This is a genomic window from Shewanella colwelliana ATCC 39565 (assembly GCF_000518705.1).
Lineage (GTDB): Bacteria > Pseudomonadota > Gammaproteobacteria > Enterobacterales > Shewanellaceae > Shewanella > Shewanella colwelliana.
Genome location: NZ_JAEC01000005.1, coordinates 151,513 through 174,174, shown reverse-complemented (window position 1 = coordinate 174,174; position 22,662 = coordinate 151,513). Strand labels below are relative to the sequence as shown.

General features: G+C 45.9%; 23 protein-coding genes. 10 read left to right on the top strand and 13 right to left on the bottom strand.

Features of this window, described 5'->3' with window-relative positions; genetic code table 11:
* Nucleotides 1-80: 80 nt before the first annotated feature.
* From L876_RS0102700 to lptD, 6 genes are all read right to left on the bottom strand, one after another.
* Complete coding sequence (locus L876_RS0102700; protein WP_028762384.1) at nucleotides 81-905, bottom strand: symmetrical bis(5'-nucleosyl)-tetraphosphatase; 825 nt, start codon at nucleotides 903-905, stop codon at nucleotides 81-83.
* Nucleotides 906-949: 44 nt separating this feature from the next.
* Nucleotides 950-1,330, bottom strand: coding sequence for a Co2+/Mg2+ efflux protein ApaG (gene apaG, locus L876_RS0102695; RefSeq protein WP_028762383.1), 381 nt, complete (start codon nucleotides 1,328-1,330; stop codon nucleotides 950-952).
* A gap of 49 nt (nucleotides 1,331-1,379) precedes the next feature.
* The gene (rsmA, locus tag L876_RS0102690; protein WP_028762382.1) at nucleotides 1,380-2,189 is read right to left on the bottom strand and encodes a 16S rRNA (adenine(1518)-N(6)/adenine(1519)-N(6))-dimethyltransferase RsmA; all 810 of its coding nucleotides are present in this window, start codon (nucleotides 2,187-2,189) and stop codon (nucleotides 1,380-1,382) included.
* On the bottom strand, nucleotides 2,182-3,189 hold the full coding sequence (pdxA, locus tag L876_RS0102685; RefSeq protein WP_028762381.1) for a 4-hydroxythreonine-4-phosphate dehydrogenase PdxA: 1,008 nt from the start codon (nucleotides 3,187-3,189) through the stop codon (nucleotides 2,182-2,184). Before pdxA ends, rsmA begins: the two co-directional genes overlap by 8 nt.
* A 5-nt stretch (nucleotides 3,190-3,194) precedes the next feature.
* Nucleotides 3,195-4,499 carry a peptidylprolyl isomerase SurA gene (gene surA, locus L876_RS0102680; protein ID WP_028762380.1) on the bottom strand — a complete coding sequence of 435 codons (1,305 nt, stop codon included), beginning with the start codon at nucleotides 4,497-4,499 and terminating at the stop codon, nucleotides 3,195-3,197.
* Between the two features lie 125 nt (nucleotides 4,500-4,624).
* Complete coding sequence (lptD, locus tag L876_RS0102675) at nucleotides 4,625-6,946, bottom strand: LPS assembly protein LptD (RefSeq protein ID WP_028762379.1); 2,322 nt, start codon at nucleotides 6,944-6,946, stop codon at nucleotides 4,625-4,627.
* 155 nt (nucleotides 6,947-7,101) lie between these two features.
* On the opposite strand from lptD, the gene L876_RS0102670 reads away from it, so the two are divergent.
* Genes L876_RS0102670 through L876_RS0102650 form a run of 5 tightly spaced genes read left to right on the top strand, consistent with a single transcriptional unit; the run spans nucleotide 7,102 to nucleotide 11,235 of the window.
* Nucleotides 7,102-8,106 carry an aminoglycoside phosphotransferase family protein gene (locus tag L876_RS0102670; RefSeq protein ID WP_028762378.1) on the top strand — a complete coding sequence of 335 codons (1,005 nt, stop codon included), beginning with the start codon at nucleotides 7,102-7,104 and terminating at the stop codon, nucleotides 8,104-8,106.
* The gene (murU, locus tag L876_RS0102665; RefSeq protein WP_028762377.1) at nucleotides 8,103-8,807 is read left to right on the top strand and encodes an N-acetylmuramate alpha-1-phosphate uridylyltransferase MurU; all 705 of its coding nucleotides are present in this window, start codon (nucleotides 8,103-8,105) and stop codon (nucleotides 8,805-8,807) included. Before L876_RS0102670 ends, murU begins: the two co-directional genes overlap by 4 nt.
* A 15-nt stretch (nucleotides 8,808-8,822) precedes the next feature.
* Complete coding sequence (djlA, locus tag L876_RS0102660; RefSeq protein ID WP_028762376.1) at nucleotides 8,823-9,602, top strand: co-chaperone DjlA; 780 nt, start codon at nucleotides 8,823-8,825, stop codon at nucleotides 9,600-9,602.
* 42 nt (nucleotides 9,603-9,644) lie between these two features.
* Nucleotides 9,645-10,265, top strand: coding sequence for an outer membrane beta-barrel protein (locus L876_RS0102655; RefSeq protein ID WP_028762375.1), 621 nt, complete (start codon nucleotides 9,645-9,647; stop codon nucleotides 10,263-10,265).
* A 16-nt stretch (nucleotides 10,266-10,281) separates the two neighbouring features.
* Entirely contained in the window at nucleotides 10,282-11,235 is a 954-nt protein-coding gene (locus L876_RS0102650) for a D-2-hydroxyacid dehydrogenase (protein ID WP_028762374.1), read from the top strand.
* Nucleotides 11,236-11,296: 61 nt separating this feature from the next.
* On the opposite strand, the gene purT is transcribed toward L876_RS0102650, so the two are convergent.
* Entirely contained in the window at nucleotides 11,297-12,472 is a 1,176-nt protein-coding gene (purT, locus tag L876_RS0102645) for a formate-dependent phosphoribosylglycinamide formyltransferase (protein ID WP_028762373.1), read from the bottom strand.
* Nucleotides 12,473-12,758: 286 nt separating this feature from the next.
* On the opposite strand from purT, the gene L876_RS0102640 reads away from it, so the two are divergent.
* The 3 genes from L876_RS0102640 (at nucleotide 12,759) to L876_RS0102630 (ending at nucleotide 15,851) form a co-directional block, all read left to right on the top strand.
* A complete protein-coding gene (locus L876_RS0102640; protein ID WP_028762372.1) occupies nucleotides 12,759-13,160 on the top strand; it encodes a DUF3302 domain-containing protein in 402 nt (133 codons plus the stop codon).
* A 1-nt stretch (nucleotide 13,161) separates the two neighbouring features.
* Entirely contained in the window at nucleotides 13,162-14,298 is a 1,137-nt protein-coding gene (locus tag L876_RS0102635; protein WP_028762371.1) for an HlyD family secretion protein, read from the top strand.
* A gap of 74 nt (nucleotides 14,299-14,372) precedes the next feature.
* Nucleotides 14,373-15,851: an AAA family ATPase gene (locus tag L876_RS0102630; RefSeq protein WP_028762370.1), complete on the top strand. Its 1,479-nt coding sequence runs from the start codon at nucleotides 14,373-14,375 to the stop codon at nucleotides 15,849-15,851.
* Between the two features lie 63 nt (nucleotides 15,852-15,914).
* Here the strand turns inward: L876_RS0102630 and L876_RS0102625 are convergent, their stop codons facing one another.
* Nucleotides 15,915-16,451, bottom strand: coding sequence for a DUF4136 domain-containing protein (locus L876_RS0102625; RefSeq protein WP_028762369.1), 537 nt, complete (start codon nucleotides 16,449-16,451; stop codon nucleotides 15,915-15,917).
* A 205-nt stretch (nucleotides 16,452-16,656) separates the two neighbouring features.
* Here L876_RS0102625 and L876_RS0102620 point away from each other — a divergent pair, with 205 nt between their 5' ends.
* Nucleotides 16,657-16,935: a DUF1289 domain-containing protein gene (locus L876_RS0102620; protein WP_028762368.1), complete on the top strand. Its 279-nt coding sequence runs from the start codon at nucleotides 16,657-16,659 to the stop codon at nucleotides 16,933-16,935.
* On the opposite strand, the gene L876_RS20930 is transcribed toward L876_RS0102620, so the two are convergent.
* The 5 genes from L876_RS20930 to L876_RS0102595 form a co-directional block, all read right to left on the bottom strand.
* The gene (locus tag L876_RS20930; protein ID WP_051412872.1) at nucleotides 16,932-18,233 is read right to left on the bottom strand and encodes a HAMP domain-containing sensor histidine kinase; all 1,302 of its coding nucleotides are present in this window, start codon (nucleotides 18,231-18,233) and stop codon (nucleotides 16,932-16,934) included. The two genes, L876_RS0102620 and L876_RS20930, sit on opposite strands and share 4 nt — an antisense overlap.
* A 12-nt stretch (nucleotides 18,234-18,245) precedes the next feature.
* Complete coding sequence (locus L876_RS0102610) at nucleotides 18,246-18,959, bottom strand: winged helix-turn-helix domain-containing protein (protein WP_028762367.1); 714 nt, start codon at nucleotides 18,957-18,959, stop codon at nucleotides 18,246-18,248.
* Complete coding sequence (locus tag L876_RS23140; RefSeq protein ID WP_259655961.1) at nucleotides 18,959-19,369, bottom strand: DUF3019 domain-containing protein; 411 nt, start codon at nucleotides 19,367-19,369, stop codon at nucleotides 18,959-18,961. The genes L876_RS0102610 and L876_RS23140 overlap by 1 nt, the downstream gene beginning before the upstream one ends.
* 5 nt (nucleotides 19,370-19,374) lie before the next feature.
* Nucleotides 19,375-20,253: a MipA/OmpV family protein gene (locus tag L876_RS0102600; RefSeq protein ID WP_028762365.1), complete on the bottom strand. Its 879-nt coding sequence runs from the start codon at nucleotides 20,251-20,253 to the stop codon at nucleotides 19,375-19,377.
* A 174-nt stretch (nucleotides 20,254-20,427) separates the two neighbouring features.
* Nucleotides 20,428-21,264 (bottom strand): LysR family transcriptional regulator, encoded by an 837-nt coding sequence (locus L876_RS0102595; RefSeq protein WP_028762364.1) that lies wholly within the window; start codon nucleotides 21,262-21,264, stop codon nucleotides 20,428-20,430.
* A gap of 180 nt (nucleotides 21,265-21,444) precedes the next feature.
* On the opposite strand from L876_RS0102595, the gene L876_RS0102590 reads away from it, so the two are divergent.
* Nucleotides 21,445-22,620, top strand: a complete 1,176-nt coding sequence (locus tag L876_RS0102590) for an acyl-CoA dehydrogenase (RefSeq protein ID WP_028762363.1) — start codon at nucleotides 21,445-21,447, stop codon at nucleotides 22,618-22,620.
* Nucleotides 22,621-22,662 lie beyond the last annotated feature (42 nt).

The following is a 22,662-nucleotide window of genomic DNA, read 5'->3' as shown; positions in this document are numbered from 1 at the left end:
TCCCTAATTATTAAAAATATTCTCAGGGCTAGGGCGGGGCATATTCTGCAAGCTTTATATCGGCCAGCAGCGAATCTAGTTTAACTCTTTTTTAACTTATTTTGGGTAATTTTTTGATCGGACTCCAGATGCCACAGGGTTAAATACTCCCCCCAGCAGCAACCAGTGTCTAAGGCTCGCATCGCAGGATTGTCCACTTTCCCCATTAACGCGGCCCAATGACCAAACACCAACTGATGGGTTTGATTGGCGAGATTGTTGTGGGTAAACCATGGTGTTAGGCCATCATGGATATCCTTGTTTGGCGGGAGTTTACAATCGAAATCTAGACTGCCATCGTTATGCAGATAACGCATCCGTGTCAGTGCATTAATGCAATAGATTAACTGCTTAGTGGCAGAAAGGTCTATTGACCACTGTGTGACGTCATTGCCATACATTTTTGAGATAAGCTGTTCAAGGTAATCTGGTGATTGGAGAGCTTGGCTAACAAGACTTGCTTGAGCAAGTGCGGTCTCTACATCCCATTGTGGGGGAATACCCGCATGGGACATCAGTAGCTTCGGCTGTTTCAATTCGCGGATTAATGGTTGTACTCTGATCCAATCTATAAGCTGTTCGATGTCGTCGGCCGCCAGTAAAGCAGACAAATTGTCGCTTGGTTTTGGCCGTTTCAATTGACCGTGCACCGCGAGCAGATGCAGATCATGATTGCCCAAGACGATTTTTGCCGAATGTTCGAGAGATTTAAGGTATCGAAGGGTTTCGAGTGATTTCTCCCCTCTAGCAACCATATCACCCACAACCCACAATTCATCCCTAGATGGGCGGAAGTCGACCTTATCGAGAAGCAGCCTAAGTTCGTCGAAACAGCCTTGAATATCACCGACAAAATATGTTGCCATTTCTCTCTCTTTTAATGAACGTTATGGGATGAGGTCGCGTTTTGTTAGTGTAGCAATCCTGGAGCAGCTAGACGAAATGGCGCAATTTGGGCTTTAAATTCGGTGCCATCTTCACTGATCATAATGTAGTGGCCCTGCATCACAGCAAACGGTGTTTCGCATACCGTTCCGCTGGTATATTGGTAGGCGGTATTGGGGGCGATCGTGGGCGTTTCGCCAACAACACCAGCACCTTGAACTTCGCTATGATGGCCATTGGCATCGGTAATGCACCACATACGGCTTTTTAAGGTCGCAGGTTTTTCACCGAGATTAACGATGGTGATGGTATAGCTAAAGAGATAACGCTCCTCTTCTGGAGAGGATTGCGCTTCAATATATTCGGTTTTTACCTCTATTCGGATTGAGGATTCAAGTTCAGTCATCGAGGGGTCCTAAAACGAAAGTTTGAGGGAGAGAGGCTCTCCCTTTTGATTAGCTGCTTTTCTTATCAAAAACTAAGTTAGCCATCGCGACGTACTGTTCAACACTTATCTGTTCGGGGCGTTTTGTCGAATCAATATTTAACAGCTTAAAGTCGTCATCGGTGAGCATCTGCTTTAAGTTATTGCGTAGCGTCTTACGGCGCATATTGAACGCAGTGGTACAAAGGTGTCTCAGTAGGTCAACGTCTTTACAAGGCCATGGCTTTTGCTTATAGGGCACCAGCCTGACGACGGCAGAGTCAACTTTTGGTGGCGGCGTAAAGCAGCCCGGTGGTACTTCGAGTACTGGCATCACTTGGCAAAAATATTGTGCCATTACTGTTAAACGGCCGTACGCTTTGGTTCCTGGCGACGCAGATAGACGTAATACCACCTCTTTTTGCAGCATAAAGTGCATATTCTCAATATGCTCTGCAAATTCGAAAAGATGAAACATCAGTGGTGTTGAGATGTTGTATGGCAGATTGCCAAATACTTTCATCTGCTTACCTTCTTCAACCAATTGGTTGAAGTCGAACTTCAATGCATCGCCTTGATGAATATCGAGTTTATCTTTTAGAAATGGGTGAGTTTTTAGCCTTTCAACCAGATCTTTATCGAGCTCAACAACGGTGAGTTTATCGATGCTCTCAGCGACAGGTTCTGTCAGTGCCGCTAGGCCAGGACCGATCTCAACCATTACGTGGTCATTATCGGGCGCAATCGCGCCTACGATACGGTTGATCACATTACTGTCGGTCAAAAAGTTTTGTCCGAAACGTTTTCTAGCGGTATGGCCTAAATGTACTTTATTACTCATTACTACTCTTCAAAGACTCGTTTTTAGTGGCTAGTTCAATAGCCTTGTTTAGTGCGCAGACGAAGCTGCCGATATCGGCTTCACCGGTTCCAGCAAGCGCAAGGGCTGTGCCATGATCGACTGATGTGCGAATGTAAGGTAAGCCCAATGTGATATTAACCGAACTGCCAAAGCCCTGCGACTTAAGTACCGGAAGGCCTTGATCGTGATACATGGCTAATACGACATCCGCATCTTCTAAATATTTTGGTTGGAATAAGGTGTCAGCAGGTAAGGGACCTATCAGACTTATTCCCTCAGCACGCAGTTCTTCAAGCGCGGGAGCAATAACATCTATCTCTTCTCTGCCAAGGTGGCCATCTTCACCTGCATGTGGGTTTAATCCACAGACATAAATTTTGGGCTGTTCAATGGCAAATTTTTCCACCAAATCATTGTGTAAAATTTTAATAATTTGATGTAAACGATCGCGGGTAATGGCTTTTGACACATAGGCGAGCGGAATATGTGTAGTCACCAGCGCAACCTGTAATCCTGGGGCTGCAAGCAGCATCACTACATCTTGGCAGTTAGCCTGGTGAGCGAAAAACTCCGTATGGCCACTAAATGGGATACCCGCTTGGTTAATAATCCCTTTGTGCACAGGCCCAGTCACGACGGCATCAAATTCGCCGCTCATATTCTTGTTGCCCGCATAGCTTAATGTGTCGATGACATAGGCACTATTTTGCTCATCCAGCGTGCCACAAATCGCTTCATTTGCTAGCTCAAAGGGAACAATGGTCAAGGTTCCGGCTTCTTGCGGTTTAGGCGGTTGACTCGGCTGATAGGGGCGCAGTTGAAGGGGCAAACCAATTTTTTTGGCTCGCGCTGTCAATAAAGCTGGATCAGCACAAACAACAAGCTCAGCGGGCCAAGCGCGCTGAGCAAGTTGAATGACTAAGTCTGGACCTACACCCGCCGGTTCGCCGGGTGTGATTGCGATTCGTTTAGTCGTCAATATAATTAACCTCGATTAAAATCGGCATCGAATACTTCAATGTAAGCTTCAGATCTCATTTCATCCAGCCAGTTTTGCGGTTCTTCGTTAAATTTACGGCGGAAGATAAGCTGGTGTGCACGATTAGTATTGAATTTATCGGTTGCATCGGTTTTGCGTTTTTCTTCTAGTTGGACAATGTGCCAGCCGTGACTAGAGCGGAATGGCTCACTGATTTCATCAAGTGATAGTGCATTTAATGTTTGCGCAAACGCTGGTACATAGACGGATGGGTCAGCCCAACCAAGCTCACCGCCTTTCGCCGCAGAGCCTGGGTCTTCGCTATACTGGCGCGCTAAGGCGGCAAAGTCTGCTTCGCCATTGCGAAGTTGTTGCACAAATTTATCTAGCATCGCTTTGGCGCGTTCTTCAGATAAGATAGGCGAAGGCTTAATAAGGATGTGGCGTGAGCGCACTTCATCGATCTCTTGGGTCTGTAGTCCGCGCGCATCCATCACTTTAATTATGTGGAAACCAGCACCACTTCTAACTGGGCCAATAATGTCATTGTTTTTAGCTCCGCCAAGAAGTTCGGCAAACAGCGTCGGCATCTCGTTGATGTTCATGTAGTCCCAAATACCACCTTCTAGTGCTTTAGGACCTGACGACGAGGCAATGGCTGTTTGTTTAAAGTCAGCACCATCTTCAAGACGCTTCAATACGGTATTGGCACGCTTACTTGCCGCTTCCAATTGTTCACTCGTTGGGCTGCTTGGCACTTCTATAAGAATATGGCCAATTTGATATTCAACCTGTTGCATACCTTGCTCTTCAATCAACTTAACTAGGTTGTTGATCTCTTGTGCAGAGACTTGAATGCGTCGTTGTACTTGAATACGTTGAATCTCGCCTAGGGTGATCTCTTCACGTAACTGCTCACGGTACTGACCCCAACTCATGCCCTCTGCTTCAATTTTCTCGCGCATTGCTGCGGGAGTTATTTTCTGCTCTTTAGCGATATTGTCGATGGTTTGGTCAAGTTGCAGATCACCAATATGTAAACCGATACGATCAGCCATTTGCAGCTGCAGACGAGTCATGATGAGACGCTCAATGACCTGAGTACGCAATGCGGTATCTGAAGGCAATGCTTGTCCGGCAGCCTTTGCGTTAGCTTTGACGGTTTTAAGCATGTTAGCAATTTCGCTTTCTAACACTATCCCTTCATTGATCTGTACTGTAACGCGATCTAATGGCTCATTTGCCGCCATAACGCTGTGGCTCATCGCCAATGTCAGAAAAGCAATAATCAGTTGTTTACAGGGTCTCATCCACAAAAATCCTTGGCATATTGGAGTCGGTCTTTACGATTAGTGGCCGACAACTTAATTCGATTATTCTGATTGGACTACAAGTCCGTATCTAGGTTCAGCAAAATATTAACTAAATATCAAAGCTAGTTTTTCAAATAGAGCGGCTTACGATAGTTGAATAGCCCATCATCAAGCATATCCGACACACCCAATGGGCCAGAGCCACCTAATCCTTTAATCACAAAATTAAGATAGAAGCCGTGTTCGAATAGCTCTCTATCCTCAAATGTTGGTGCTAAATCGTCATCATAATTGGTTTTGATGCGGTAATGATAACTTAAGCGTACCGCCCAACAACAGGATTCATATTGAAAGCCTGTATAGGTTTCAACACTTCTGCTTTCATTGAGGTCGTAATACCAGTTGCCTACGATATACCAGTTATCGTTGATTGGCCAAGCTGCTCGGACACCCGCTTGTGAAATATTGACCGACTCATTGGTGTTACTGTTAACTAGGTCTGGCACATAGCGATAGCTTACCTGCATTAGCTTATTGATACCTGGGCGGAAGTCGAGCGTGACTTCGCTCTTCTTATTCTCACTCTCTTTGGTATCGTATTGAATTGCACCGCTGACAAACCAGTCGTTGTATAGCTGGGTATTTAACTCTGCTGCTAATACTGAGTTCGAGGTGTTTTGTTCCTCCAGTACGGTATTAGGCTGACTTGGGTCAATGAGGCCTACTTTGCTGTCTTCAAAATAGTAGATTTGACCTAAGCTAAATTTGAAGGTTTCGCGGTTATGTTCATCAAATAAGCGCGTGGTTAAACCTAAGGTCATCTGGTTGGCATCGGCGATTCTATCTAAACCTGAAAAGCGGCGATCCCTAAATAGTCCATAGTAGTCATCTTGTAGCAAGGCGGTGTCGTAGAGACCTATGCCAGTTTGGTCTTCATAACCCACATAAAGGTACTGGAACTGCGGCTCTAAGGTCTGGCGATAGTTGCTATCAAAATAATCGGTATAGCGCTCAAAGTTGATCTGTCCATGTATTCGCACTTGTGGCAAGGTACGGCTGACTGAGCTGTCGAGATCTTGATTGATACTGTAGTCATTAGTATCTTGCCAATAATTGGTTTGTAGTAACTTTATTTCGCTGGTTAACGAACCCGCTGGGCCGTGGATAGGTAGCGATAATGTTGGCTCAATATGTACGCGATTTGCGGTGGCATACTGATCCTCTTTATGTCTAAAGTTGGTCGCTTCACCAAGGATACTGAAATCTAAGCCTTGCCATAACTCAGGCGCTCGGTAGTTAAAGGCGACTTGAGGCATGACTTGATAGGGCGACTCATCTTCACCTAATACTTTAATATCTTGCACCCGAGCTGTGACGTCCCAATTATTGGCAAAATAGGCAATTTCGCCTATTCGCGATAGTTGATTGTCGGTTGCTCGCAGCACATCTGAATTGAGATCGTTAAAATAGTTATTATCAGAGACATCTGTAAAGTTAGCGAGTACTCGCCAATTGTCATCTATCGCCCCTTGATGCTGCCAATGATAAAGATAGCGGTCGGGGCTGTTAGGGATTAAGTCATCATTGCCCAAGTATTCAACATTAAGCTGACCTTGTTGGGCTTCTCCTGCTAAATACCTAAATTCACTTTTTAAAAACAGACCGCGAGCTGACATATAATGCGGTGTAAATGTAAGGTCATATTCAGGCGAAATGTTCCAGTAATAGGGCGTCGCGACCTCAACACCATTGGTGGTACTGGTACTGAACAGCGGGAAAAGAAAGCCTGACTTACGCTTTTCGGATACCGGAATAGTCATATACGGCAGATAGAACACTGGCACATCACCAATTTTTAGCTTGGCATCCCAAAGCTCTCCCCACTCCTCAGTGCTGTCGATTTTGATGGTTTCAGCTTCGAGCAACCAAGAGGTATCGCCAGGGGGGCAAGTGGTAAAGTTGGTATTGGTTAGATGTAGGTTATTGTCTTGAGTAATTTCAAGCTTCTCAGCTTCGCCATGTATCTGTTGTCCATGTAGCCAATATTGTGCGCCGGATAGCTCGGCACTATTACTGCGCATCTCGGCACTGAGTGAGTCTGCGGTAACAGTAAACATGCTGTCTTGAAATACCAGATTGCCATTGGCATCTAAGCGTTCGTTTGCTTGGTCCAATACAGCGTTATCGGCGGCGATATGGCGTCCACCTTGGCTAAAGGTCACGTCACCGGCAAAAGTGGCTTTATCGCCCATCTTAGCTGTTGAACTGTCGGAAACAATTTTAATTTGCTGAAGGTCAAGCGGTAGATCTCTATCGTCGCTTGATGGAACGGGCACAGGCGGTTCCACAAGGCATTGAGTGCTGGTGTCGACGGTGCTATCTAATTCGTCTGCCAAGAGAAGGTGCGGAAGCAGCGCTAAAGCCAATAAGTAACGGTTATGCATCTTTAATCGTTTTGTGAATTCTTAGTCTTGACAAATTATCGGAGAGAATAGTTGCATTTAATTACACAAGCAACTTAGCAAAAGAGATAGAATCATCTTAATTGCTGTTTCCATTTTGCTTTATAATAAAGCAATTTTTGCCTAAGAGCCATGAGGTGCCCTTGTCAGATCCAAGATTTATTGCCCTTTGTGATTGGATAGCGCGAACTTTAGGCGATGATGCCAAGGTTATGTTGATATCAGGTGATGCCAGTTTTCGTCGCTATTTCCGCGTTTTTCATCGCCAAGCCTCCTTTATCGCAATGGACTCTCCACCTGAGATGGTTCCAGTGCAGCCTTTTATCGCGTTAGCGAACGAATATCAACGCCAAGGACTGAGTGCCCCTTTGGTGATTGCTGAAGATATTGAATCGGGTTTTTTACTGCTAAGTGACTTAGGGGATCTGCAGCTGCTTAGTGTGTTAGATGAGGCCAATGTCAGCGCTTATTATCAGCAAGCCCTCTACCTTCTCGACAAAGTGGTTGCCATCACCGCCGCAGGTGGCGAGTCATTGCCTATCTATGATGATGAGTTTGTGCTGCGAGAGTTGCGAATCTTTTGCGAGTGGTTGGTTGAACATCACCTTAAAATTGTTATCGATAGACCAACGAAAGCCCTGCTTGATGAGACATTTAGTCTACTGGTAGCCAACGTGGCCGAACAGCCTAAAGCGGGGATGCACCGAGATTATCACAGCCGCAATTTAATGCTAGTAGAGGAAAACCTTGCGGTGATCGATTTTCAAGATGCTGTGATAGGCCCAATTACCTACGATGCGGTGTCGCTGCTGCGTGATTGTTATGTGCGGTGGCCAGATGCCATTGTAGACCCACTTAGAATGCAGCATTATCAGCAACTGTTATCGCTTGGTCTCATCAGCAAAGAAGTCAGTTTTCAGCAATATTGTCGCTGGTTTGATTTGATGGGTATTCAGCGCCATTTAAAAGCGGCAGGTATCTTCTGCCGCCTTAATTACCGTGATGGCAAACTTGGGTATATGCAGGATATTCCATTGACCTTGGAATATGTGGTGGATATTGGTAAGCATTATCCCGAACTTGACAGCTTTACCCAGTGGATAACTGACACTATTTTACCTCGAATGAGTCTTCAGTCATGAAGGCGATGATATTAGCTGCAGGTCGTGGCGAGCGATTGCGTCCGTTAACCGACACTTTGCCCAAGCCGTTGGTTGAGGTGGCAGATAAGCCGCTTATCGTTTATCACATCGAACGCTTGGCTGAGGTTGGGGTTACTGACATTGTGATTAATCATGCATGGCTGGGTCACAAGCTTGAGCAAGCTCTGGGCGATGGCAGTCGTTGGCAGGTTAAATTACACTATAGCGCCGAAGTCGAGGCGTTGGAAACCGGTGGTGGTATTAAGCAAGCTTTGCCACTGCTTGGCGATAAGCCATTTTTAGTGATCAATGGTGATGTGTTTATCGAACAATTACCACGGATACAAGGTCGAACCTTGAGTGATGCAAGCGCCTTGGTCGCATTGCGACATCACCAGGCGTACTTATGGTTGGTTGACAACCCCACGCAACACCCTGAGGGAGACTTTGCGCTTGCCGATGGTCAATTGTCTATAGAAGGGGAGTCAAAGCTGACTTTTTCAGGCATAGGCCTATATCACCCAAGCCTTTTTGATGATACGCCACAGGGACGATTTGGCTTAGCGCCTTTATTGAAGCAAAAAATGGCTGTGCAAAGTGTTGCAGGAGAGTATTTTGGCCATCTTTGGTGTGATGTTGGCACTCCTGAGCGTCTATACGCATTAGATGCCCAGGTTAGGGCAAAACAACTACGTGATTAATGTAAAGGTTAATGAATGAAAATTTGGGGTAAGTTATTTGGTTTTGCTATCGGTTTTATGTTCGGTCGCATCGTCGGTGGCATTATTGGACTCTGGCTGGGTCATCTTTACGATAAGAAAAGAGCTCAGTTAAGTGCGGTGATTGGCAATGGAACCAATCGACAAGCGTTATTTTTCAATACCACGTTTGCGGTGATGGGTCATGTCGCTAAGGCCTCTGGGCATATTACCGAAAATGATATTCGTATGGCGACGGCGCTGATGGACCAGATGCAGTTAACGGGTGAGGCAAGGCGTGATGCTCAAGCTGCATTTAATGAAGGCAAGGCCAGTAATTTCGACCTCAACGCCTGTTTAAAAACGTTTCGCTTAATTTCGATGGGGCGCAAAGAGTTATTGCAGATGTTTTTGGAGATACAGATCCAAACGGCACTGTCTGATGCAACGCTCGATGACAAGGAGCACGAAATATTACTTACCGTAGCTAAGGAGCTAGGCTTTAGCCGCCTTCAGCTTGATGAGCTGCTTAAACGTTGGCAAGCAGAGTTTAATTTTCACCAAGGTGGTCGCAACCAACAGACATCAATTGAAGACGCCTATGACTTGCTAGGTTTAACCGAGGCTGATTCCGATCAACAGGTAAAACGTGCTTATCGTAAGTTGATGAATGAGCACCATCCTGACAAACTCGTGGCAAAGGGATTACCCTCTGAAATGATGGAGTTAGCCAAGAAAAAAGCACAGGATATCCAAGCGGCTTATGATAGAGTGAAACAAGATCGTGGCATGAGATAGCCGTTGCTTGTAGGCCATATTATAGGGAGATTCGTGATGAAAATGAGATTAGTGTTCACAACAGGTATCTTGTCATTGTTGTTATCTACACCGCTAATGGCTAACTCAGAGCTGTTTGTCGCGCCATTTACGGGCTACAGCTTTGCTGCCAGTGATCTGGATGCAACACAGAGCAACAGTGAACAGAATACGTCGGTTAAGATTGGTGAGTCGGGTCATTACGGGCTGATCATGGGGATGAAAACTAAAGACCCTGGCGATATTTACCTGCTTTATAGTCACCAAAGTACAGATATGCGAGCGGGAGGAAGCTTCACTCCCGACACCTTGGCAGATCTAAACGTCGATTATCTTCACGTGGGCGGGTCGCTCTATTTCCCTAATGGGTCGCTGCGGCCATATGTCACGGCAAGTGTTGGTTTAACCCAAATGCGTCCTTCTGGTGAGTACTCAAATGAGTCACGCTTTTCTATGGGCTTCGGTGCAGGTGTCGAATATCAACTCAACAAGCGTTTCTCTCTTTTTGCTGATGCCAGAGGCTATGCGACGTTTGTCAGCAGCGACAATGCGCTGTTTTGCGATGCAAGTCAGTGCATTTGGAATATTCGCGCCGATATTATGTGGCAAGGTCAGGTTAACGCCGGCATTAAGTTGAGCTTTTAAGGCTGAGATGTAACAGATGAAAATTGTGATTCTTGACGGCTATACCTTAAATCCAGGCGATCTAAGCTGGCGTGGTTTTGAGGATTTAGGCGAGGTAAGCAGTTATGACAGAACGTCTCCTCAGCAACTTATTGAGCGCGCTCAAGATGCAGACGTATTACTGACTAATAAGACAACGCTTAATGTCAAAGATATCGCCGCATTGCCAAAGCTGAAATATATCGGTGTATTGGCCACTGGAACAAATGTCGTCGATGTCGATGCTGCGGCTAAATACGGGGTTGCCGTCACCAATGTCCCAGGGTATGGCCCTGATGCGGTGGCTCAGATGGTCTTTGCCCATATTTTGCATCATACGCAGGCCGTGGCACCCCATCATCAGGCCGTGATGGACGGGCAGTGGAGTCGAGGCGAAGATTTTTGTTTTACCTTGTCGCCGTTGCAATCATTAAAGGGAAAGGTGATAGGTTTGGTCGGCTATGGGGATATTGGCCGTCAGGTGGCAGATATTGCGCGCGCTTTTCAAATGCAGGTGTTGGTTAACAGCCAAAAGCCAAAGCGTGATCTGCCTGAAGGCACCACGTGGTGTGAGCTTGATACCTTGTATCACCAAGCCGACATCATATCGTTGCACTGTCCACTTACACCAGCAACCGATAAGATGATTAACCACCAAAGCTTGGCATTAATGAAATCGAGTGCGCTATTGATTAATACGGCGCGCGGTGGGCTAATCGATGAACCGGCCTTAGCGCAAGCACTTGAGCGCGGGATCATTGCTGCTGCGGGGTTAGATGTCTTATCTACCGAGCCACCATCGGTCAATAACCCACTATTAACGGCGAGCAATGTGACCATCACACCACACAATGCTTGGGCGACGAGAGAGGCTCGACAAAACCTGATGGATATAGCTGTAGCAAATCTTCAGGGGTATCTGGTAGGTGAAAGCGTTAATCGGCTTTGTTAATGGGCTTGATGAACCAAAAAGGCGCATTTAGCGCCTTTCTTGTTCTTTCGGTTAGCAGATGTTAAAGAATAACCTCAACACTTGCTGCAACGTTAAGTGCTTTATTGACCGCTTCATCGGTTGAGTCTGCACGTGCTAAGCCTACGCCCAGACGGCGACGCCCATCGATTTCAGGTTTTGCAAACAGGCGTAATTGGGTATCACTTTCCTGTAATGCGGCCGCCATGCCCTGATAGCGAATATTACTAGACTGTCCTTCGGCCAAAATGACTGCTGATGCCGATGGGCCGTGCTGAGCAATATTAGCAATGGGCAGACCGAGAATTGCCCGCACATGCAGAGCAAATTCAGACAGATCTTGACTGATTAGAGTGACCAGACCTGTGTCGTGTGGGCGAGGAGAAACTTCTGAAAAGTACACATCATCCCCCTTAATAAACAGCTCGACGCCAAACAGACCATAGCCGCCAAGTGCCTGTACCACTTTTCGCCCGATCTCCTGAGATTTAGTCAATACGCTGTCAGACATTAACTGTGGTTGCCAAGACTCTCGATAATCCCCATCTTCTTGACGATGGCCTATCGGGGCACAGAAGTGGATGCCGTTAACGGCGCTAATGGTTAACAGAGTGATCTCATAATCAAAGGGGATAAAGCCTTCAACGATTACGCGACCACCGCCCGCACGGCCGCCTTCTTGGGCATATTGCCAAGCTGTGTCGATTTGGTTGGTGTCGCGAATAACGCTTTGCCCTTTACCCGATGAACTCATCACTGGCTTCACCACACAGGGTAACCCAATCTTTTCCACTGCAAGTGTAAATTCAGATTCGGTGTCACAGAAAAAGAAAGGCGAGGTTGGCAGGCCTAAGGTCTCTGCAGCAAGTCGGCGGATGCCTTCTCTATCCATGGTCAGTTGAGTGGCTTTGGCTGTCGGGACGACATGCAGACCTTCAGCTTCCATCTCTACCAGTGTTTGGGTCGCAATGGCTTCTATTTCAGGAATAACCAGATGAGGTTGCTCTTGCTCTATGATGCCACGAAGGGCTTGACCATCGAGCATGTTGATCACATGAAAACGGTGAGTGACTTGCATGGCGGGTGCATTGGGGTAGCGGTCAACACCAATTACTTCAACGCCTAAACGTTGTAGTTCAATGGCGACTTCTTTACCAAGTTCGCCGCAACCAAGCAGCATGGCGCGTAACGCACCTTTTGAGTGGGGAGTGCCTATCATTTTTGGGTACCTTTTTTTTATTGTTAACATTTGGTCAGCGAGGCTGCCAATAGTGCTTTTATTTGCAGTTATCTTACCTTTTTGCAGTTAAATGAGTGGGTTTTGAGATGACAACTGTGTGCTCGATCACTCTGGACAGGTGGAAATATCATGAAATAAGCGTAAATGATGACTAGTATTGATAACGTATTGTTGAGAGAATGTTTTGAATTTGGCTGTGTTCACTAATAAAAACAAAGCGATAATTGCACAGGCTTGAGTGTGTTTAGCTTTTAAGGAGTGAGTGGTGTTTCTAGACTATTTTGCGTTAGGCGTGATCGTTTTTGTCGCGGTGTTTTTGTTTTATGGAATCATTGTGATCCATGATATTCCCTACGAGATTGCCAAGAAGCGGAATCATCCGCAGCAGGATGCATTGCATGTGGCGGGCTGGGTCAGCTTATTCACTTTGCATGCGATTTGGCCGTTCTTATGGATTTGGGCAACGTTATACCGTGAAGATCGCGGTTGGGGATTTAATCAAGTTGTAAAAAGAGAACTAGAACTCGAAGATGAAGTGAAGCAGCTGACACAAACCGTGGTTCAATTGGAGCAGCGTCTGCAAGCCGTTGAAGGCAGCAGTGCTCAAACCATTGCTGCGAGTCAAGCGCAACCATCTGTGACTGATATTAACGAGAAGGAGTCATAAGATGGATCTATTACTGATTTTAACTTATACCGCAATCTGTATCGCAGTGTTTAAAGTGTTTAAGATACCATTGAATAAATGGACTGTGCCCACAGCTATTTTAGGTGGTGTATTTATTGTTGGCGCATTAGTCTTGCTGATGAACTACAACCATCCTTACACACCATTTGCTAAAGAGGCATTCGTCTCTGTTCCCATTAATCCAGCGGTTCGCGGCGTTGTAAAAGAAGTTAACGTTAAACCGAATGTGCCAGTGAAGAAAGGGGATGTGTTATTCAAAATTGACCCTATCCCGTTTGAAGCAATCGTTATGCAAAAGCGAGCAGCATTAGCGGCTGCAGAGCTTGAGGTACCACAACTCGAAGCTGCGTGGCAAACGGCACAAGCCAGTGTCGAGCGTGCGACTGCCGATAGAGATAGAACTAAATCAGCGTTTGACCGTTACGAAAAAGGCCGCAAACGTGGTGGGGCAAACTCGCCTTTTACTGAACTTGAATTAGACAATAAGCGTCAGCTCTACATGGCATCTGAAGCGCAGTTGATGGCGGCAAAGTCGGAAGAGTTGAGAGTGCGTTTGGCGTTTCAGTCTAATGTCGACGGCGTCAACACTAAAGTGGCTGGTATTCGTGCCGAGCTTGATAAAGCGCTTTACGATCTTGATCAAACGGTTGTATTGGCACCGACCGATGGGATGGTGACACAAATGGCTCTACGTCCAGGTCTTGTCGCTGTGCCTATGCCTCTGCGTTCAGTCATGAGCTTTATTCCTGATGAAGAACGTTATATGGCTGGTGCATTTTGGCAGAACTCCTTGATGCGTCTCAAAGAGGGAGACGAGGCAGAAGTGATTTTAGATGGTGCGCCAGGCGTAGTATTTAAAGGGAAAGTGGCTAAAGTCTTACCAGCTATGGCAGAGGGCGAAATCCAATCGACAGGTAGCTTGATTTCATCAAGAATGTTAATGCAGTCAGGTCGGGTTATCGTGTTGGTTAAAGTGGATGATGATGAGATTAAACAACATTTCCCCGCTGGTGCCGCAGGTCAAATAGCCATTTATACTGAGCATTTTTCACATGTATCAGTGATGCGTAAAGTGCTGTTAAGAATGCAAGGCTGGTTGAATTATCTGTTTCATTAACGGCCTGCTTTGTTAATATCGAAAGGCCCGCTTGGCGGGCCTTTTTTGTGGTGATGAGTATTAAGGATTAGACAATGCAAGACGTTAGGGATCTTACTGCAGTATTACGCTCAAATACGCCGATAGTGGTGATTGAAACCTATGAAGAGCATCGAGTCATTGAGCTGTTAAAGCGTGTATCCAGTGTTCTCTACCAACCGCTATTTACCTGGAGTATCACCCAGGGCCTGACCCGCGCCGATGTGAAGATGGGGACACAGAAGTTTAATAGTGATCCAACCGATATATTGGGTCAGATAAAATCGACGACTCAGCAGGGGATCTATGTTCTGTGCGACTTTCACCCTTTTGTCGATAATGCGCCTAAAAATGTTCGGTTGCTGAAAGAGATCGCTCTCGAATATGAAGCATTGAAACACACGCTGGTGTTGGTGAGCCATGCATTCGATATTCCGCCTGAAATACAGCGATATTGCGCCCATTTTCGTATCTCACTGCCCGATAGCGCGCAACTGCAAAACCTGATTTATGAGCAGATAGACAAAGCCCGCAGTGATGGGTTAGTCCAAAGTGTCGATGATGATGCCGTGGTGAAGTTGGCCGACAACCTCAGAGGATTAACCTTTGATGATGCGCGCCGACTCGCCCATAAAGCGATTGTCGACGATGGTGCCATTACTCACTCCGATGTCGATCGTATTAACCAGGGAAAATTTAAGCTGCTAGATATGGAAGGTGTGTTGCAGTTTGAGTATGACACGAGTGATTTTTCTCAAGTAGCGGGCTTACACAACTTAAAGGCATGGTTAAACCATCGTGCTCCTGTAGCATCAAGTGTTGCAGCTTGTGCAGAAGATCTCCCTAAAGGGATTTTATTGCTTGGGGTGCAAGGTAGCGGTAAAAGCCTTGCTGCTAAAGCCGTGGCGGGGATGTGGCAGCGCCCATTATTACGCTTGGATATGTCGGCTTTATACAATAAATATATCGGTGAAACAGAAAAGAATTTACGTAATGCGTTGGCTCTTGCCGATCTGATGTCGCCTTGCGTATTGTGGATTGATGAGATAGAAAAAGGCTTGAGCAGTGGTAGTAGTGATGATGGTACCTCAAAGCGAATTTTAGGTGCCTTATTGACCTGGATGGCTGAGCGTAAATCTGAGGTGTTTCTCGTGGCGACTGCCAATGATATCAGCGCGTTACCGCCTGAGTTGATGCGTAAGGGAAGGATGGATGAGATCTTCTTTGTCGACTTGCCTGATGACAGTGTGCGCCAAGCCATTTTCGCGATTCATGTCAAGCGTCGTGCTCTCGATCCTGTTGATTTCGATCTCGCGCAGCTTTCAATGGCCAGTCAGGGATTTTCAGGGGCTGAGATAGAACAAGCGATTATCTCTGCTATCTATACCGCACGCGCGTCTAATGTCGCGGTATCTCAACAGGTGTTACTCAACGAGTTGATGAAGACTCGCCCTTTGTCGGTAGTGATGCGTGAACAACTGCAAGGACTAAGAGATTGGGCTAAGGGCAGAACGGTTAACGCACACCTGTCCTAGATAGTTAGTATTCACGGCGCAGAGAGGAGAGTGGGCTTAGCGAGTACGATAAGCCCATTAGGGTTATTTTTGTGGTGGGAACAGGGCCAAAATCGTTGCGACTGTTTTTTGAGTCTCTTCGGCTTTCTCATCGCCACCATTGTCAAAGTTAAATTTGTCGCTGCCACGCCAGATAAGGCGGTTGTTGCTGGTGTCGATAATATTAATCTGAATGGTTTGTATCTTAGCTGTGTTGCTGCCAACGGGTACACTAACACTGGTACCAAGGCTTACGCCCCCTGAACTTCCCCAGCTGCCAGTGCCCAAGCCGATTGAAACTCCAGAGTTCTTCGGCTTATCTTCAACTTTAAATGCATAGGTGACTTTAAATTGTGGATTTTCCTGCGTTTCTGCAAAACCTTTGGTGACTAATACAGCAGTAATGGCCGTCTCTACCCGTTTAGCGGTCAGCGGATCTGTGGTGTTTTCTGGCGTAAAAGTAGAGAACTGCTTAAGCTGATTAAAGTCATAGTTTGTGTCGTAGTCATAATTCGGCTTGGTCGCACAAGCTGTCAGCAGCAAACTTATTGCGAGAAGCGAAAGTCGGTGGATAATCTTCATAGTGAGTGACCAAATAGTATATCAATATAAATAAGGTGCAGTTATCAGCTTATTTATGCAAGATATTTTATGAATGAACTCATGAATAAAGTTTAGCCAGTTCTAAATAAATCAGTTATGTTTAAATTTAGACAATAAAGGGCCTGTGATAGGGGGCTAAAGTGTTATTAAAGTGTATAAAAGCAACAGCAAGCAAAGTTAGTCTATGGAGCAGTTAGAGTTTTTTGACATTCCCAGTCCCTGTATTGGTGTCTGTCAAACAGATGCTAGGGGCTACTGCAAAGGGTGCTTACGTAATCGTGATGAACGTTTTAACTGGTTACACTTCTCCGATGCACAAAAGTACGATGTGATACGTCTGTGTAAGCAGCGTAAGCGCAGACGTCAGCTTGCCTTGTTGAGGGCACGTAAGATTCAAATCCTTGAGGAGCGCGCAGCGGCAACACCCCATTTAGATTTTGATGCCGACACCAGTTCAAATTAATGTTTCGAAATGGTCATCTTCTCTGATAGCCCTTTAACGACTCTGGGCCAACTTAGGGTAAATTTTGTCATGCTGGGTTCACTGTTCAGCTGCACTTTTCCGTTATGCCTTTCCATAATACGCTTGATAATCGCCAGCCCAAGTCCATGACCTTTATTTCCATTTTGCACCACTTTACTGCGGTAAAAGGGTTCAAAGATTTTAGCTTGATCTTCTGTCGCAATACCGGGACCATCATCAATGACCGAGAGGGTGACATTGCCACGTGATACAGACAGTTCGATGGTGATAGCCGTTGTAGCAAATCGTTGTGCATTAATGATCAGATTTTGCAGAGCCCGTTCAATGAGCGATGGGTCACCCATGACTTCAATCTTTTTAGGTTGCGGATTTAGTGTGATCGGCAGCCTATTTAATCCTTGTAATCGTGCTATGGTTTGCTGGGTTAGCTTAGACAAATCACAACGCTCAAATTGAATCGCTTTTCGCTGTGACTCTAAACTCGCGTAGGTGAGCAGTTCTTGAAGGAGGTTCTCCATCTCCTTAACATCTTGTTGCATCTCATCGAGAAACTCATTGCGGCGCTCAACATCCGAATCTGGGCGGCAGTATTGTGGCATGAGTGCTAAGGCAAATTTGAGTCGTGCCAAGGGGGTACGTATTTCGTGAGATACCGCATTGGATAAGTGTTTTTGATTTTCGATTAGCGCCCGAATATGTCTGGCCATTTCATTAAAGGTACTGGCCAACGGCTGCACTTGAGAGCGTGGCGATAGTTGTATCTGGGTGTCCCAGTTTGATTGTCCAAACTCTTTCGTCGCCAATCTCAAGGTCTTCAAATCCCGCGACAGCGGCCAAACCCAGATCAGGGCAACAAAGGCCAATGAAAGGTAGAAAAATAGCGTGAATAGGCCTCTAAGTTGCTCTCTTGGGTCGATCTCTATCGGCCCCGCCATTAAAAATTGTTTGTCATCGACTGAGATAAAATGCAATTCATGTTCTTTGTCATGGGCGGCAACGAGAATTTGGTTACGGCTGATCGCTTCCTTGTCACCAAAGGCCACTTGATCACGATTAAGAAGTTGCAGAGGGTATGCCGGGTTATCATCGAGTTTATCGATAAAGCCTTGTCGCTGTTCCTCGGGGAATTGTGCGAGTAGCTGTGCAAAAGCGACCAGTGGTGCATCGGGTGCACCACTGTCGTCGACATTATTTTGCCAAATGCTGTCTAAGGTCCAGCCTATACCTAAAAAGCTGAGGCTTAATAGTAGGTATAGACTGATAAAGAGTCGTTTCACTTAACGTTCCGTTTAATTGTTCCAAGCTTCTGGTGCAAACAGGTAACCTTGGCCCCAGACAGTTTTTATTCTAAACGGTGTTTCGATGTTGTCGCCCAGTTTTTTACGTAGTCTTGAAATTCGCACGTCAATTTTACGGTCTTTGCCATCGAAATCTATGTTAAGCAGATACTGGTAAATATACTGACGGCTCAATACTTGGCCAGCTTGCGAGGCCAGTAACCAGAGTAGTTCAAACTCGTGACTGGTCAGATCCACTTCGGTATCGCCTAAGCGGATGGCTTGGGTGTGTGGATCTATGCTTAGTTTGCCAAAGGTTAAGCAGTGAGACTCTGCTTGCGGGGGTTTAGCGTTGCGGCGCAGTAGGTTGTTGATGCGAGCGACCAATAGGGCTGGGTCGACAGGTTTAACAACGTAATCATCAGCGCCTAACTCTAACCCTTTTATCTGATCTTCGTTTGAGCCGAGGGCACTCATTAATAAGATAGGGCCCGCAAAGTAATCGGGTAACTTTTCACACAGGGTTAGCCCATCCATTCCTGGGAGTATGATATCGAGTAAAATAATATCAGGCTTATAGTTGATAAGACGTGTGAGTACGGTATCACCGCGACGCTCGACTTCAACATGCATTCCATGCGACTTTAGGTAATCCACAATCAGATTTGCCAGACGAATATCATCCTCGACAAGTAACACTCTATGGGTTGATTGGGGTTCGGTCATTAGAATAGACTCCAAGGGTTGCGATAGCGTCGCCTCACTTGAGGTTCCGCTGTAGGGGTAACTTTCAATTTTACGCCAGCCAACGTTTGGTGGGTCTCCTTATCTACCATGACAAATTGGACATCTTTGTCGGTTAGCATGGCTAAGCTTAGCGAGTGTGTTGTTGGGCTGTCTGCACACCATTTAGTCAAACTCTCGTGGTCTGACATAATGCAAACGGTGGTTGGTGTATCGATTTCCCAGTTCAGCACCACAGTAAGGTCACAACTTTGCTCCTCGGCGGATGTGATGCAAAATTGAGGCGACAAAGTAATGCTAGCCTCAGAATCATTGTCTGCAGCTAAAGCACTATTAAAAAAAGAAATCAGAACAAAAACTGCCAGTAACAGCCTGTATGTCGTCAATAACACTCGGTTTAAAACCTATAGGCTGCGCCGACAAAGAAGGTGCTGGTGTTTTTCTCGTTGACTAAAGGACTGGCCACAATTTCATCGGCAAGTTCACTGTATCGAGCAAGAAAGATAAGTTCCCAGTGCTCATTTATTACATATTGAGTAGTCAATTCTAATCCTAAATTAGTCGCAGACGCTGCTTGAAATTTCTCACTCCAATAGACATTTTCGCTAGGTCGAACGCCGTAGTAATAGTTGACGACATCTTCACTTTTCCAGTCAGCCACCGCTGCTAGCTCAAATTTCCATTGTGCGATAGCAATGCTATATAGCCATTTTAGCTTTGCTTCCATGCCAGAATGCACGTCAAAAAGGTCATGGGCTACACTGAGATTGATTATACCAGCACGAGTGTAAATGAACGCTTCAACTCCGCCAAGAAGTGTAAAGTTTCTATCTTCTAAGTCATTGATCACAGGTTCAGCTTCCACACCAAAGGTACGGACTGTTCTTGCCACTGGCGTTGCACCCACGTTGAGCTGGTTGGTACCCGCGATAAAAATATTTGATGGGTCCCAACGGTAGAAATAAGCGCTATCGGCACTAAAGCTGGTGGTTAAATTAATCGTGAATTTTTCTTGTTCTGCTAAAGTGTAGCCAAGATTACCGTTATCGAAAAACCATTTGTCGCCATAATAGGCAATAGTGGGAGCAAGATATATAGGAATATCTTCGTAATTTTTAACGGGGTTAGATTTCACGCCGTAACCTAGTGCGATACCCAAATCCCAGCGTCCGACAGTAATACAGTCGCTATTCTCATCGCACATAGCAGCATCATTCGCCAAGCTGGCAAATGGAAGAATTAGGGCTGTTAAAAGTAATACTGCAAGTTTCTTCATGATCTAGATTGATACACTTATTAAACAATTAACCTCTAGTATTACAGGTTACCATTGAAGCACTTTTTAAGCAGGTATTTCGTCGCTTTTGATGCAAAATGATACAGAGGCTGGCGAGCTGTAAACCTGTTTTAGCGAGTTTGTTGGGTCTCTCTTGTTAAATGTTAACTCTAGTTAGCTATAAAGTTTACAAACTTGTTGTAGCTGACGTTGTTGTTCGTTTAATGGCCGCTCTCTGGGGAGCGCGAGGCCAACGGTTCGCTGCAACTGAATATCTTGTATCGGTTTAAAAACGATATTTTTCTGTGCCAGTAAAGCAGGAAGCGCAGGTACAAGAGCCATCCCAACTCCAGCACTGACTAGGCCAACAGAATATTCAACGGTTTGAATGCGGGCTCTGACTTCCAGTTTGATCCCCTCTAGATCCATCAACTGTTGCAGATCGGCAAGGGCTTCGCAAGGGGCTCTATGGATAAAAGCTTGCCCATGAAGATCTCGCAATTGGAGTGATTTTTTTAGACTGATACTAAATGAGGGCGGGATTGCCAATAAGTAGTCATCATGCCAAATGGGGTGAAAGGCTTCATCAGACTTGAGCTGGCTAGTGGTGATAATTCGCCCATCACAGCTCTCATTGGCTTCAACCAGTGTTAGCTCCATATCAAGGCATGCATGGCTAAAATCCCTCAACAGCATGCTCATACGCTGTACCCCCAAAGAGTTGATTAACCCGAGTTTAAATGGCGTACGCGCTTGAGGTTCACTAAACAAGGCTTTTATCGCTTTGGATTCATTCAGTAGTTTTTGCGCTAAAGGATAAAGACGTACGCCAGATTCTGTGGGCGTGACCCCTTTGCCGTGGCGCTGGAATAACTGGGTATTGAGCTCTGCTTCTAGCTGACTTATCGCCGCTGAAATAGAGGGCTGCGCGATATAACACTTTTTGGCCGCCGCACTGATGGTGCCTTTTTCATAAACCGCGACAAAGTAACTCAATGCTCGTAGATTCATCTTTACCCTTACGTAAGATATAGAAAAAAACTATCAGTGATAAATAAAAAGAATATTTTTCCTAACCCAAAATTATGCCTATGCTAGTCAAATTAGCAAGAGATGAATAAGTCATAAATGGATCTCAATTACCATTCATCGACGCTACCCGATAATCATTAACAGGCAAGGAATAGTCCCATGGCTCGAGTGAATTTTGATTGGCAAGACCCGCTGCAGTTTGATGCGTTACTGAGCTCAGATGAGCGCATGATCCGCGATATGGTTCATGATTACGCTCAGGAAAAGTTGATGAGTCGTGTATTGATGGCCAATCGAAACGAAACCTTCGATCGTGAAATTATGAATGAACTTGGAGAGTTAGGATTGTTGGGGGCAACGCTGCCAGAGGAGTATGGCTGCGCGAATGCCAATTATGTCAGCTACGGTTTAGTGGCCAGAGAGATTGAGCGTGTCGACAGCGGCTATCGTAGTGCCATGAGTGTGCAGTCTTCTTTAGTGATGCACCCTATCTATAGCTATGGTAGCGAAGCGCAGCGGCAAAAGTATTTACCCAAACTCGCAAGCGGCGAGTGGGTGGGATGTTTTGGCTTAACCGAGCCAGATGTCGGTTCTGATCCTGGAGGTATGAAAACTCGAGCCGTTCGCACCGAAGGCGGTTATCGGATCAATGGTGCAAAGATGTGGATCACTAATTCACCCATCGCCGATGTCTTTATTGTGTGGGCCAAGCTTGATGGTGTGATCCGTGGCTTTATTCTCGAGAAGGGAATGAAAGGCTTAACAGCCCCTAAAATTGAGGGGAAATTTTCCCTGCGCGCATCTATCACCGGTGAGATTGTAATGGACAATGTCGAGGTCGGCGAAGAGGCATTGCTGCCTAATGTCGAGGGGCTGAAAGGCCCCTTCGGCTGTCTCAATAAAGCACGTTATGGCATCGCTTGGGGCGCGCTGGGCGCAGCCGAATTCTGTTGGCATGCTGCGCGCCAATACAGTTTAGACCGGATTCAGTTTAATCGACCTTTGGCGGCGACTCAGTTAATACAAAAGAAGCTCGCAGATATGCAGACTGAGATCACCATGGGATTGTTGAGTTGCCTGCAAGCGGGTCGATTAATGGATCAAGATGCACTGCCAGTCGAAGCCATCTCGTTAATTAAAAGAAACTCCTGTGGCAAAGCGTTAGATATCGCCCGCGTTGCAAGAGATATGCATGGTGGCAATGGTATTAGTGATGAGTTCCATGTCATTCGCCATGTGATGAATCTTGAAGCTGTGAACACCTATGAAGGCACCCATGACATTCACGCCTTGATCCTTGGCCGAGCACAAACTGGCATTCAGGCGTTTGGCTAAACAGTAAAACGGGCGATTATTCGCCCGTTTTCTTTTCAACAC

Excerpts from the sequence above, each read along its gene's own strand:
- djlA (WP_028762376.1), top strand. The coding sequence starts at position 8,823 with ATGAAAATTTGGGGTAAGTTATTTGGTTTTGCTATCGGTTTTATGTTC.
- L876_RS0102650 (WP_028762374.1), top strand. The coding sequence starts at position 10,282 with ATGAAAATTGTGATTCTTGACGGCTATACCTTAAATCCAGGCGATCTA.
- L876_RS0102700 (WP_028762384.1), bottom strand. The coding sequence starts at position 905 with ATGGCAACATATTTTGTCGGTGATATTCAAGGCTGTTTCGACGAACTT.
- surA (WP_028762380.1), bottom strand. The coding sequence starts at position 4,499 with ATGAGACCCTGTAAACAACTGATTATTGCTTTTCTGACATTGGCGATG.
- L876_RS0102635 (WP_028762371.1), top strand. The coding sequence starts at position 13,162 with ATGGATCTATTACTGATTTTAACTTATACCGCAATCTGTATCGCAGTG.
- lptD (WP_028762379.1), bottom strand. The coding sequence starts at position 6,946 with ATGCATAACCGTTACTTATTGGCTTTAGCGCTGCTTCCGCACCTTCTC.
- L876_RS0102595 (WP_028762364.1), bottom strand. The coding sequence starts at position 21,264 with ATGAATCTACGAGCATTGAGTTACTTTGTCGCGGTTTATGAAAAAGGC.
- L876_RS0102590 (WP_028762363.1), top strand. The coding sequence starts at position 21,445 with ATGGCTCGAGTGAATTTTGATTGGCAAGACCCGCTGCAGTTTGATGCG.
- apaG (WP_028762383.1), bottom strand. The coding sequence starts at position 1,330 with ATGACTGAACTTGAATCCTCAATCCGAATAGAGGTAAAAACCGAATAT.
- L876_RS0102625 (WP_028762369.1), bottom strand. The coding sequence starts at position 16,451 with ATGAAGATTATCCACCGACTTTCGCTTCTCGCAATAAGTTTGCTGCTG.
- rsmA (WP_028762382.1), bottom strand. The coding sequence starts at position 2,189 with ATGAGTAATAAAGTACATTTAGGCCATACCGCTAGAAAACGTTTCGGA.
- L876_RS0102620 (WP_028762368.1), top strand. The coding sequence starts at position 16,657 with ATGGAGCAGTTAGAGTTTTTTGACATTCCCAGTCCCTGTATTGGTGTC.
- L876_RS0102600 (WP_028762365.1), bottom strand. The coding sequence starts at position 20,253 with ATGAAGAAACTTGCAGTATTACTTTTAACAGCCCTAATTCTTCCATTT.
- murU (WP_028762377.1), top strand. The coding sequence starts at position 8,103 with ATGAAGGCGATGATATTAGCTGCAGGTCGTGGCGAGCGATTGCGTCCG.
- L876_RS0102610 (WP_028762367.1), bottom strand. The coding sequence starts at position 18,959 with ATGACCGAACCCCAATCAACCCATAGAGTGTTACTTGTCGAGGATGAT.
- L876_RS0102630 (WP_028762370.1), top strand. The coding sequence starts at position 14,373 with ATGCAAGACGTTAGGGATCTTACTGCAGTATTACGCTCAAATACGCCG.
- purT (WP_028762373.1), bottom strand. The coding sequence starts at position 12,472 with ATGATAGGCACTCCCCACTCAAAAGGTGCGTTACGCGCCATGCTGCTT.
- L876_RS0102655 (WP_028762375.1), top strand. The coding sequence starts at position 9,645 with ATGAGATTAGTGTTCACAACAGGTATCTTGTCATTGTTGTTATCTACA.